The following is a 12,615-nucleotide window of genomic DNA, read 5'->3' on the forward strand; positions in this document are numbered from 1 at the left end:
GTCCCCGGCTCAGTTGTAACGAATTCGCGGATTGATCAGGCCGTAGAGCACGTCAACGATCAGGTTGACCAGCATGATGATCCCGGCGATCAGCAGCAGACCGCCCTGGACCACGAAGTAGTCGCGGCGGGAGATACTGTCGACAAGCCACTTGCCGATGCCCGGCCAGGAGAAAATTGTCTCTGTCAGGATGGCGCCTGCGAGAAGCACCCCGACCTGCAGACCGATGGTGGTCACCACCGGGATCAGGGCATTGCGCAGCGCATGCAGACCGATGACCGCACGCGGCGGCAGACCCTTTGCCCGGGCGGTGCGCACATAGTCTTCTCCCAGAACCTCGAGCATGGCGGACCGGGTCTGTCGCGCGATGACGGCCATCGGAATGGTCGCCAGCACGATGGAAGGCAGGATCAGGTGACTGACGGCCGATAGGAACGCCCCCTTCTCGCCGGACAGCAGACTGTCGATCAGCATGAACCCGGTGACCTGCGGGAAGAAGAACATCAGTGATATGCGCCCGGAGACCGGTGTCCAGCCGAGCGTACCGGAAAACAGGATGATCAGCAGCAGGCCCCACCAGAAGATCGGCATCGAGTAGCCGACCAGGGCTGTTCCCATGATGGCCTGATCGGCGATCGATCCGCGCTTCACGGCCGCGAAGATGCCGGCGGGAATGCCAAGGCAGATGGCGATGATGATGGCGCAAAGAGCCAGCTCGGCAGTTGCCGGAAACAGCGTCAGGAATTCATCGAGCACAGGTTTCTTCGACACGAAGGAGATGCCCAGATCTCCGTGGAAGATGCCGGTGATGTAGTCGAGATATTGATGCCAAAGCGGTTTGTCGAACCCAAGCTGGCCAAGGACCTGAGCCCTCCGCTCATCAGATATACCGCGCTCGCCGGCGAGCAGCTCGGCGGGATCGCCCGGCAGCATGCGAATAAACGAAAAGGCGACGAGAGTGACACCAAAGAATGTCGGTATCAACAAACCGAGACGGCCTAGAAGAAAGCGAAGCATGTCAGGTTCCAGATACAAAGAGCCAGCGGAAGCGACCTGATGTCAGGAGGGCATCCGCCGGCCAGAATGTCTGAAGGCGCCGGCATTGCTGCCAGCGCCTCCTTCGACTTGGGCGGACTTATTCCGCGACGTCCACACCTTCAAAGTTGTGACCGCCAAGCGGGTCCATGACGTATCCGGTGACCTTGGAGGACATCGGCATGAAGACGACCGAGTGGGCGATGGTTGCCCACGGAGCCTGCTCCTTGAACACGACCTGCGCTTCTTCGTAGAGCTTGGTGCGCTCTTCCTTGCTGGTCACGGACTTTGCCTTCATGATCAAGGCGTCGAACTCTTCATTGCACCACTGGGCGCGGTTGGAGCCGCCGACACCGTCACAGCCGAGCAGAACAGCCAGGAAGTTGTCCGGATCGCCGTTGTCACCGGTCCAGCCGAGAAGCACGGCACCGTCACGATCTTCAGCCTTGGAACGGGACAGGTATTCACCCCATTCGTAGGAAACGATCTCGACGTTCACACCGACGTTCGCGAAATCGGCCTGCATGACTTCAGCCATACGGCGGGCGTTCGGGTTGTACGGACGCTGTACCGGCATTGCCCAGATCTTCATGGAAAGATCGGAGACACCGGCGGCTTCCAGCATTTCCTTGGCCAGTTCCGGATTGTAGTCGTCGTCTTCAACGGCGTCGTTGTAGGACCACATGGTCGGCGGGATCGGGTTCTTCGCAGCCTGGCCGGAGCCCTGGAAAACTGCGTCGAGGATCGCCTGCTTGTTGATCGCGTGGTTCAGCGCCTTGCGGACTTCCGGCTTGTCAAACGGTGCCTGCTTGGTGTTGTAGGCAAGGTAGCCCACGTTCAGGCCTTGCTGTTCCAGCAGGGTCAGATTGCCATCATCCCTGATATCGGCGATGTCGGCCGGTGCCGGATACGGCATGATATGACATTCACCGGCCTTCAGCTTCTGAAGGCGTACGGCTGCATCCGGAGTGATCGCGAAGATCAGGTTGTCGACCGGCTGCTTGCCACGCCAGTAATCCGGGTTGGCCGCATAACGGATCACGGCGTCTTTCTGATAACCCACGAAAGAGAACGGACCGGTGCCGACCGGCTGCTGGTTGAGCAGTTCCTTGGTGCCGGCAGCTTCGAGCTGATCAGCATATTCGGCGGAGACGATGGAAGCGAAGTCCATCGCCAGGTTGGCGATCATCGGAGCTTCCGGGCGGTTCAAGACGAATTTGACCGTGTAATCGTCAACCTTGACGATTTCCTTGATCAGATCCGGCATGGACATGCCGTCGAAATACTCCCACGAGCTGCCGGCGGTGTATTCGTGCCACGGATTGTCCTTCTTGAGCTGACGCTCAAAGGTGAAGACCACGTCGTCTGCATTGAATTCACGGGTCGGCGTGAAGAAGCTGGTGGTGTGGAACTTTACACCCTTACGCAGCTTGAAAGTGTATTCCAGGCCATCTTCGGAAACTTCCCAGCTCTCAGCCAGGCCCGGCTGTACTTCGGTCGTACCGGGCTTGAACTCGACAAGACGGTTGTAGACCGGCTTGGAGGAAGCGTCGAACGTCGTACCAGCGGTGTAAAGTGCAGCATCAAAGCCTTCAGGTGACCCTTCTGAGCAATAAACCAGGTTTTTTGCAGAAGCACCGGTTGCTGCAATCACAGCAAGGCTTACGCCAAGAAGGGATGCCTTCAAGGTTTTTTGGAAATTCATCAAACTGTTCTCCCCTTGATGAAGTGCAAGGGCCTTGCGTCGTTGAATCGCGCAATGGAGTTAAGCCCAAGCCAGCGCAAACTAAGGCGTTTTTTTGTTAGAAAATCAACTACCAACATATTTCTAATTTGACGACCTTATTGAAATTATTTTGCTAGGTAAGAGTTACTGCCGTAAATTTTTAACACGCTCCTGCGAGCAAAGGAGAAACAAATACCGCCTTGGCAGTTTTTTCACCTATCTGCTAACCGACTGAAAATTATAGGCTCCCGCGACATCAGGAGCCTACGGAATTGTCAGTCCTGCGTGGAACGCGTTCGTTTGACGGCATCCTGCCATCCGGCAAGCAATCTTGTCCGCTCACTTTCCTGTAACTGTGGTTCGAAGCGCTTTTCCAGCTTCCACTCCGCCGAAAAAGCCTCGGCACCGGGCCAGATTCCCGCCTTTGACCCGGCAAGCCACGCCGCGCCGAGGGCGGTTGTTTCCGGCACCGTAGGCCGGTCGACCGGCGCTCCAAGAATATCAGCCAGAAATTGCATCGTCCAATCGGATGCCGTCATGCCGCCATCGACACGCAGAACCGGCTGCTCGGCTTCCGGCCAGTCCGCCCGCATGGCCTCGATCAGATCGCTTGTCTGATAGCCAACGCTCTGCAGCACAGCGCGGGCAATTTCCTTCGGACCCGTGTTGCGGGTCAGACCGAACAGCGCCCCTCGCGCATCCGCATCCCAGTAAGGCGCTCCCAGACCGACAAAGGCGGGCACGAGATAGACGTCCTGGCTCGGATCCGCCTGCTCGGCAAGCGACTGGGAGTCGCCGGCGTTTTCGATGAGCCCCAGACCATCCCGCAGCCACTGGACAGCAGCACCGGCAATGAAGATGGATCCTTCCAGCGCATAAGTGGTTTCGCCGTTCAGCCTGTAAGCAATGGTCGTCAGCATGCGGTTGCTGGACTGGACCGGCTTGGAGCCGGTGTTCATCAGCGCAAAGCAGCCAGTGCCGTAAGTGGACTTGACCATACCTGGCTCGAAGCAGGCCTGCCCGACCGTTGCGGCCTGCTGGTCGCCGGCAACACCCAGGATCGGTATCGCCCGGCCAAACAACTCGGTATCGGTGACGCCGAATTCATCAGCGCTGTCCTTGACCTCAGGCAGCAGGCCATGCGGGATATTGAGAAGCTTGCAGAGCTCCTCGTCCCACGTGTTGTCGTGAATGTTGTAGATCAGTGTCCGTGAGGCGTTGGTGGCATCTGTTGCATGCACCTTTCCGCCCGTAAGCTGCCAGATCAGCCAGGTATCGACGGTTCCGAAAGCAAGCTCTCCACGCTCGGCGCGCTCACGCACACCATCGACGTTGTCGAGGATCCAGGCGATCTTGGTTCCGGAAAAATAAGGGTCGAGCAGCAGGCCGGTCTTGGCCGCGAAGGTGTCTTCCCGGCCGTCAGCCCGCAATTTCGCACAGAAATCCGCGGTGCGCCGGTCTTGCCAGACAATGGCGTTGTAGACGGGCTCGCCTGTTGACCGGTCCCAGACAAGCGTGGTTTCGCGCTGGTTGGTGATCCCGATCGCGGCAACGTCCGCTCCGCCGGAGGGCGCTTTTTCCAGGGCTTCGCGGCACACGCGCAGCGTGCTCGCCCAAATGTCGGCCGGGGAATGTTCCACCCATCCCGACTTCGGGAAATGTTGCGGAAATTCCTGCTGCCCCACACTGACTGGTTGGAAATCGTCGCCGAAGACAATTGCCCGGCTCGACGTCGTGCCCTGGTCTATTGTCAAAACACATCCGGCCATGGCGCACCTCCCGTTTTCTTCTTGTCATGAAAACTGCCGGCAAGGCCGGCAGGTCCCCTGGTTCCCTTTGACGAAACTATGCCGCAGCGCCGGCCTGCTCTGCAAGATACGCCGACAGATAGGTATCCAGCTCAGCCGCTTCCTCCCGGTTGAGCCGCAACCCCAGCTTCGTCCGGCGCCACAGAATGTCCTGCGCGGTGCGAGCCCATTCGCGGCGGACCAGCCACTTCACTTCCGCTTCATGGAGATTGTAGCCAAAGCAGCGGCCGAGATCTTCGAGCGTCTTCGCCTCTCCCAGGATGAAGCGTGCATCCGTGCCGTAGTGACGGATCAGACGGGTGGCGAAAACCTTGTCCAGGAACGGAAAATCAGCCTCAAGTCGAGCGACCTCGGCCTCAAAGTCGCTCACCTTGAAATCACCGCCCGGCAGGGGCGCATAGGCGGTCCACACCCCGCGCTTCAACGGCAGATACGGCTCCAGCTTCTCCAGAACATGCTCGGCCAGCTTGCGATAGGTCGTGATCTTGCCACCGAAGACGGACAGGATCGCCGGTTTGGCGTCGCCGACATCCAGTTCCAGCACATAGTCGCGCGTTGCCGCCTTGGCGTCCTTCGCGCCATCGTCGTAAAGCGGGCGGACGCCGGAATAGGTATGGACCACATCTTCGGGTGTGATCGCGTTTTCCAGATACTCACTCGCCGCCTTGCACAGATAGGCAATCTCGTCCTTCGAGATCTCCACCTTGCCCAGATCGTCGTGAAAATCGACATCGGTCGTGCCGATCAGCGTGAAGTCGTTTTCGTAAGGAATGGCGAAGACAATCCGGCCATCGCCGTTCTGGAAGATAAAGCAGCGGTCATGCTCGAACTGGCGCTTGACGATGATGTGGCTGCCCTTCACCAGGCGAACGCTGGAACTGTTGTTCGCGCCGGTCACACCGTTCAGCATGTCGGCAACCCAGGGGCCCGCCGCATTGACCAGCACGTTGGCGGTAACGGTCTTCTCCTCGCCGCTTGCCAGGTCCTTCAGCACGACCTGCCAGAGATCTCCCTCCCGCCGCGCGCTGATGCATTTGGTCCGGGTCAGGATGTCCGCTCCTCGATCGGCCGCATCCCGTGCATTGAGAACGACGAGACGGGCGTCGTCCACCCAGCAGTCCGAATATTCGAACCCCTTTTTGAAGAGCTTCTTCAACCCCTGCGAGAACGGTGCCTGATCAAGACGAACGGTCCTGGTGGCCGGCAACAGTTCGCGGCCACCCAGATGGTCATAGAGAAACAAGCCAAGCCGCAGGAGCCATGCCGGGCGCAGGTCCTTGTGGTGCGGCAGGATGAACCGCAGAGGCCAGGCGATATGGGGCGCGGCCCGCCACAAGACTTCTCGCTCTTTCAGCGCTTTGCGCACCAGGCCGAACTCATAATATTCCAGATAGCGCAGGCCGCCGTGGATGAGTTTGGTCGAGGCCGATGACGTGGCGCCGGCAAGGTCACCCATTTCGACCAGAAGAACCGAAGCCCCCCGGCCGACCGCGTCGCGGGCGACGCCCGTTCCGTTGATGCCCCCACCGATGATCAAAAGATCGTAATCCGCAGCCATAACTATTCCCGGCCTGTGTTTTTGCGTCTCAGGATTGAAAATGAAAATAAAACGAAACTTCTCGAAATTCAATCAACAATTTATCGCACCAAGACGAAAGACCCCGGCAAGAGGCTTGCACCTCCGCCGGGGTCAGACAATCTACCTGGAATACGCAAGGCATTGAATCAACGACTATTCTCAGTCTTCAGCCGGTGCATCGTCCTCAAGCGGACCCGATGACACGTCAACCTTCTTGCTCTGTTTCGATTTGCTGCCGTCCTCGACGAAAGGCGGCGTCGCCGAATGGTAGGTAACCTGCGGGAACGGAATTTCGATATCCCGCTCATCGAACACCTGTTTGATGAATTCGTTATACGCCCGCCCGACGCTCCACTGATCTCCGGGAAGGGTCTTGATACGGCCACGGATATCGATGGAGCTGGCACCAAAATTGGTGACGCCGTGCATTTCGAAATCACCGATGATGCTGGATCCGAGATCCGATTTCTGCAGCCTGCGGAAAGCTTCCAGCATGGCCTCCTTGGCGTCGGTGATATTCGTGTCGTAGGAAACACCGATCAGCGCGACATAATAGGCGAAGCCGCGCATGAAGTTGGACACCATGTCGACGGAAGAAAACGGAATGATATGGGTCGTTCCGTCAAGGTCGCGCATGCGCACGGACCGGACGGTGAGCCCTTCGACTGTGCCCGTTATTCCGGCAACGGTGACAACGTCGCCTTCGTTGATGGCATTCTCGATCTGGATGAAGGCACCGGTGATGATGTCCTTGACCAGGGTCTGCGCACCGAAGGAAATCGCCAGACCGACAACACCGGCACCGGCGATCAGCGGGCCGATATCAACGCCGACTTCCGACAGGGACAAAAGCAGCGCCATCACGACGATGACGACCGTCGACGCGTTCCGGAACAACTGAAACAGTGTGCGCTCGCGGGCGGTCACGATGTGTCCGGAACGCGATTGCAGCCTGAGATCCACCCAGGACATGACAGCCAGCCAGATCAGGAAGGCGACGAGTAGGACCAGGAAGGCGGATCCGTAGCTGCTGAGAAGCTGCACACCGGCTTCGCTTACCAGCCACTCGGCTATTGTCAACACACCCCAGATTTCCAGAAGCAACAGCACGGTTGCCAGGAACACGGCAAACCGGATGAACTTCAACAGACGCGGCACGAAAGCGTTCAGCCGGCTCTGAAGCGCCGGAAGGGTCCGGTTCAGATCGTCCGGCAGGCGGATCCCGCCCTTGATGGCCTTGGTAACGACCAGCGAAATGGCCATGCCTGCCATGATGGTCAGGATCGACAGCCCCGTCGCTCGCAAGATGATGGTCGTGGCGTCGAACGGCCGGGTGATCCAGATGATGAAGACCGCCGCGATATATCCAAAGGCAGCCAGATGCCAGAGCTTGCCGACCAGAACGAGCGCGCGCTTGGCAAGAACGCTCTGCATGTGTTCGGCGTAATCCCGGGCACCCGCGTTAACGCGCTGCCTGTTCCGGTACACCAGAACCAGCAGATAGACCATGCCAAGAAGCACGACGATAAACCGCAAGGCGTTGCCCAGAACGAAGGAGACGGCAACATTGGCAATCGGCACCGCCAGAAACACACCGTAGATCATCCAGTACATGAACAGCCGCAGACGGCCGTACCAGTAAAGCGAACTCTCATCGGTGAACGGCAGAAGACGCAGCTCCGGACGGCCCGGCGCAAAGATGAAGCGCAGCGAGACATTGGCCATTCCGAGAATGAAGAATGCGTTCAGCGCCAAGCTTTCCTGCAACGTGACACCGGCCTTTATTTCACCCAGATTCGCCAGTGCGGCCGCGTTGCCGACCGCCCAACCGATCCCGACCGTAATCGCATCGACAACCGACGTCAGAACCAGAACGAAAGTCCGGGTCAGCCCGCCGCCGTAGCGCGCATAAACCGACATGCGCGGATAGAGCCGTTTGGCAATCAACTGACTGACAAGAAAACCGGCATAGGCAGCGAAAAGAACGACGACCACCTGAAGCGCAATATCCTTCACCCGGTCCCATTTGACGGGGATGTCACCACGCGCAACAAGCACCAGTCCATTCAACGAACGCACGGCCTGTTGCAGCAGATAGCTCGCATCGTCCACGAGCGAGCGCGTGTATTCGCCGATCCGCAAGGCGAAATTATCCTGCTGCAGGGGCGGCGAGGCTCCCTCTGCGGGAGTTGCGGCTTCGCTTCCGGGAACCTGCCTGTCACCATCGGCGGGCGGTTTGCTGCCGGCATTCTTTTTCAACAGGTCAATCAGCTCGGCCCGGCTTTTGGGGTCGTTCAGGACTTTTATCAGCGCCTGGTTCGCCTGTTCGACATCAGCGGGTGAGGACTGCTCCTGCGCCGCGGACTTGCCTCCGCTTTCTTGAGCCAGAACAGGAGCCATTCCGGCGAAGATCATCATCAGTGCAAAGAGGCAGCAGCGCAAAATCGTCATTTCCAACCCTTGTTATTTTCCAAAAGGCCAGTGGGCATCCGGCCATGGCAGGGACAATATGGAGGAACGACGCGCGATGAAAAGGCTCAGTCTGCAGCCTGTGGAAATTTTTAATTATTATTACGGAATGCAAGTTGACCGAGTAGTAAGCGGTCAGCCAATTCCAGCAGAAGTAGAGTTTCACTGGAAATCTGGAAAAGATCTCGCACTAACGCAAGGTAATATGCCACGCTCGGACTATCGGGTAACGTAATAATAACGATGTGGGCGCCAATCTGGCCGTGGAGGAGGAAGGATGCCCAGGTCCTTGATCAAGCTCGCCCTGGAAGGCACCGAGGACGCGCGGCGAAGGCTGTTCGCGCAGGTGAGCGAACTCGTGATCTCGAACCTGGAAGAGCGGACTGATCGGGAACTTGCGATCTTCTCCGAAGTGATCATCAAGCTCTACAGCGTCGGCACCCCGAAAGACCGGGCACAACTGGCGCACAAACTGGCGTCACACGTCAACACGCCGCCGGAACTTGCCCGCAAGATCGCTGAAGACGATGTCAATGTGTGCATGCCGCTGCTCGCCCAAAGCCCGGCGCTGACCCAGGACGACCTGATCGATTTCGTTGAACGGCTGAGCAACGCCCACCTGCAGGTGATCGCGCGCCGCACGGACCTCTCCACTGAGGTTTCCGATGCCATTGCCGAAAAAGGCGACCGCCCGGTACACCGTATTCTGGTTGGCAACCGCGAGATCAAGCTGTCACGGGATACGATGCTCTCTTTCGTCAAATATGCGACGGAAGATGTGGTCCTGCGTGAAGACCTTTGCCTGCGCTCCGATCTTTCCCCGGCGGTTTGCCGGGCCCTGCTGCCACTCGTGAACGACGAAACCAAGAAGCGGCTGCGCAGCATTATCGAAGGCTCCCTGTCGCAGGAACAACTCGACCAGATCGCAAGGCTGAAAGTGCTGCGCCGGGAGTTCGGCGACACGCTGAACAATCCCGATATGGCCTTGCTGTGGCGGGAAGCCGAGCGCGCGGACATCACCATGAATGAACTGATGATCCTGCTTTTGCAGGATGGCCGCTTCAATCACGCGATCGAACTGCTCAGCGCACGCGGGCGAACAGCCCAGAAGGCTCTCAAGGATGCAGTCTTCAACGGCAAGAAGGATGTCGTTTTGAGAACAGCTGCGAAAGCCGGCCTCGACACCCCGACCTTTGCCCTGTTCGCCAAGGTCCGCTGCGACCACATGAAGATCCCGGCGGCACAGGCGTCCGAATGGACCGTGAACTACAAGAAACATCTCGAAAGCGCGGCGCAAGACAGACAGTCGCGCTGCGGTGACTTTCAGGCAAACCGGCGGGACAAAAAAACAAAACCCGCAATTGACCGGTCAGCGAGCACTGCGGCCTTGTAGTGATAATGCGGCTGTCGGACAGCAGCACAGCAGACTGGGGTGGCCACCCAGTTTCTCCGGACTGAACACCGGCCATGACGACACCAGCCTCAAGAAGCCGCGCTTTTCAGAGCGCTCACACCGATGGGCGCCACCCCGCCGCCTCCCGGAGGATTCGGATCGGGTGGGATCTCAGCTTCTTGAGCAAAGCGTCGCGGCAATTGCCGTCGACAGGGTCGCGACGGCATAGAACCACAGTCCCGGCAAAATGGCGGCCGCAGCCAACCCGCTTGTCTTGGCCGCGAACAGGACCAGCGCCACCAGCATGACATCCAGCATAGACCACTTGCTGACCATCGACAGCAGAGCCAGCGACCGGGTCTTTGCGCCGCTGAGCACAGCCACATGGATCAACAGGATCTTCAGTGCGGGAAATCCGATCGAGAACAGCGCCACGATCGCTGCAAGAACGGCATCGCCCTCATAGTAGAGGCTCGTCACCATTTCGATCAGCGTGGGACGGTCTTCCAGAAAATAGAGACGTTCGAACCGCATCAGCGGCTGGGTCAGTCCGAGAGCAAACGAAAATGTGGAAACCGGAAGCAGGAAAGCCAGAAATAATCGCATAGAACCTGCCGTACCCTGGCTTTGGCGTGAACTTGAAAGGGCACCTGCGCCCGGCAAGGCCGGGAGGAGCTGTATTCCCTATATCACCCGGATCGGAAAGCACAAAACCTGACCGCCGCAAGCAACGATCAGGTATATAAGAACATCCATCCAAAGCCGCCAGCCCCCTGTTGGGGACCAGCCGTTGCAGGGGAAGGTTTGAGGGCCTTTAGCGCCCGCGTGCCCGCGCGGCGACCTCGTCAAGCAGATCCTGCTCCGCCATTTCCTGGGCGGTGCGTTCGCGCTGCTGGTCCCGCTCTTCAAGCTGCTCGAACTTTTTCAGTTCTTCAATCGCCTCGCTAAGCTCGTCCCGGGCGCGTTGAAGCTGATCGTCCAGTTCATGCGCGGAATTGCGCAGATTGTCGCGCCGGTCCGCGGCCGCCTTGGCGAACGTCGGATAGGCAAAATGTGTGACATCCGTAATACCCACCCGTTCCTGCTCCGACCGAATCTGGTCGTCGAGCTCATCGGCCATACGGTTGAACTCGGCGATCATGCTCTCGATCTGAGCAAGCTGTCGCCGCTTTTCGTCAACCTGAAACCGCTTCAAACGGATCAAACTGTCTCGGGTTTTCATTACTCAATACTCCCCTAACTTGGGCAGTTTACCCCTGAGTCATTTCCAAAAGGTTGGCAAGTTGCTCATACCCGTCAGAAAGTGATGTCGCTTCGTCTTTTCCCTGATTGAGAAATTCGTCGATCATGTCGAACCTGTAAATGGCCTCATCCACAGTCGGGTCCGATCCCTTTCGGTAAGCGCCAAGCCGGATCAGTTCTTCCATGTCGGTATAGGTCGACAGAAGCTGGCGGGCCCGACGCAAGATCGGAAGCTGCTCCGGCGGCACACAGCGCGGCATGGTCCGGGAGACGGATTTCAGCACGTTGATCGCCGGATAGCGGCCGCGCTCGGCGATACCGCGTTCCATCACCACGTGACCATCCAGAATACCGCGAACCGCATCGGCCACGGGCTCGTTGTGATTGTCCCCTTCCACCAGGACGGTAAAGAGACCGGTGATCGATCCGCTGTTCTCCTTGCCGGGGCCGGCCCGCTCCAGAAGGCGCGGAAGTTCGGTGAACACCGTTGGCGTATATCCCTTGGAGGTCGGCGGCTCGCCGATAGACAGGCCGATCTCGCGCTGCGCCATTGCGAATCGGGTCACCGAATCCATCATGCACAGAACGTTCTTGCCTTCATCGCGAAAATGCTCTGCCACCGTCATGGTCAGATAAGCAGCCTGCCGGCGCATCAGAACACTTTCGTCGGAGGTCGCAACCACCACGACGGATCGCTCCAGCCCCGCCTCGCCCAGATCGTCCTCGATGAACTCCTGAACCTCGCGGCCGCGCTCCCCGATAAGACCGATCACCGCGACATCGCATTTGGTATTGCGTGCCAGCATGGACATCAGCACGGACTTGCCGACGCCCGACCCGGCGAAAATGCCCATCCGCTGCCCCTCACAACACGTTACGAATGTATTAAGCGCGCGGACGCCGAGATCCAGAGGGGGCCCAACTCGTTTACGTTCTGAGGCCGGCGGAGGCGAACTTCGCAATTTGCGAGGCACTCCGCCATGAACAAGGCCTCCTTTACCATCAATCGGTTCACCAAGTGCGTTAATGACTCGGCCCAGCCACGCATTGGCCGGATGCACCACGCTGTCGCGCGCCTGAATCACCGCTTTGCAGCCCATTCGCACACCTTCCAGCCCGGAAAACGGCATGCAAAGTGCGTGTCCTTCGCGAAAACCAACAACTTCCGCGGGAACTTTCGGGTTATCCTCACCGTTATCGATTAATAATCTCGAGCCGACACTCATTTCGTGAATAGGCCCTGCGATCTCGACGAGAAGCCCCTGAACCGCAGTAACCCGGCCATAAATCTCGGTCGGCATGAGCGAATCAATCTCGGCGAAAAGCGCCTTCACGTAAGATTCCTTTCCTCGTTAACGGATTT

General features: G+C 58.5%; 9 protein-coding genes. 1 reads left to right on the top strand and 8 read right to left on the bottom strand.

Features of this window, described 5'->3' with window-relative positions:
* Positions 1-9 precede the first annotated feature (9 nt).
* From FMN63_RS05215 to FMN63_RS05235, 5 genes are all read right to left on the bottom strand, one after another.
* The gene (locus FMN63_RS05215) at positions 10-1,017 is read right to left on the bottom strand and encodes an ABC transporter permease subunit (protein ID WP_148582894.1); all 1,008 of its coding nucleotides are present in this window, start codon (positions 1,015-1,017) and stop codon (positions 10-12) included.
* A gap of 118 nt (positions 1,018-1,135) precedes the next feature.
* Positions 1,136-2,740, bottom strand: a complete 1,605-nt coding sequence (locus tag FMN63_RS05220; protein WP_148582895.1) for an ABC transporter substrate-binding protein — start codon at positions 2,738-2,740, stop codon at positions 1,136-1,138.
* A gap of 296 nt (positions 2,741-3,036) precedes the next feature.
* Positions 3,037-4,530, bottom strand: a complete 1,494-nt coding sequence (gene glpK, locus FMN63_RS05225; protein ID WP_148582896.1) for a glycerol kinase GlpK — start codon at positions 4,528-4,530, stop codon at positions 3,037-3,039.
* A gap of 76 nt (positions 4,531-4,606) precedes the next feature.
* Positions 4,607-6,127 (bottom strand): glycerol-3-phosphate dehydrogenase, encoded by a 1,521-nt coding sequence (glpD, locus tag FMN63_RS05230; protein WP_148582897.1) that lies wholly within the window; start codon positions 6,125-6,127, stop codon positions 4,607-4,609.
* A 180-nt stretch (positions 6,128-6,307) separates the two neighbouring features.
* A complete protein-coding gene (locus FMN63_RS05235; protein WP_209000949.1) occupies positions 6,308-8,599 on the bottom strand; it encodes a mechanosensitive ion channel domain-containing protein in 2,292 nt (763 codons plus the stop codon).
* Positions 8,600-8,894: 295 nt separating this feature from the next.
* Between FMN63_RS05235 and FMN63_RS05240 the strand changes: the two genes are divergently transcribed.
* Positions 8,895-10,010 carry a DUF2336 domain-containing protein gene (locus FMN63_RS05240; protein ID WP_148582898.1) on the top strand — a complete coding sequence of 372 codons (1,116 nt, stop codon included), beginning with the start codon at positions 8,895-8,897 and terminating at the stop codon, positions 10,008-10,010.
* A 171-nt stretch (positions 10,011-10,181) separates the two neighbouring features.
* Here the strand turns inward: FMN63_RS05240 and FMN63_RS05245 are convergent, their stop codons facing one another.
* The 3 genes from FMN63_RS05245 to fliI all read right to left on the bottom strand — a co-directional run bounded on the left by FMN63_RS05245 (position 10,182) and on the right by fliI (position 12,586).
* Entirely contained in the window at positions 10,182-10,616 is a 435-nt protein-coding gene (locus FMN63_RS05245) for a paraquat-inducible protein A (RefSeq protein ID WP_148582899.1), read from the bottom strand.
* A gap of 208 nt (positions 10,617-10,824) precedes the next feature.
* The gene (gene fliJ / locus FMN63_RS05250) at positions 10,825-11,232 is read right to left on the bottom strand and encodes a flagellar export protein FliJ (RefSeq protein WP_006932052.1); all 408 of its coding nucleotides are present in this window, start codon (positions 11,230-11,232) and stop codon (positions 10,825-10,827) included.
* Between the two features lie 28 nt (positions 11,233-11,260).
* The gene (gene fliI, locus FMN63_RS05255; protein WP_148582900.1) at positions 11,261-12,586 is read right to left on the bottom strand and encodes a flagellar protein export ATPase FliI; all 1,326 of its coding nucleotides are present in this window, start codon (positions 12,584-12,586) and stop codon (positions 11,261-11,263) included.
* Positions 12,587-12,615 lie beyond the last annotated feature (29 nt).

The sequence above is a fragment of the Stappia sp. BW2 genome, assembly GCF_008107695.1.
Classification (GTDB): Bacteria; Pseudomonadota; Alphaproteobacteria; order Rhizobiales; family Stappiaceae; genus Roseibium.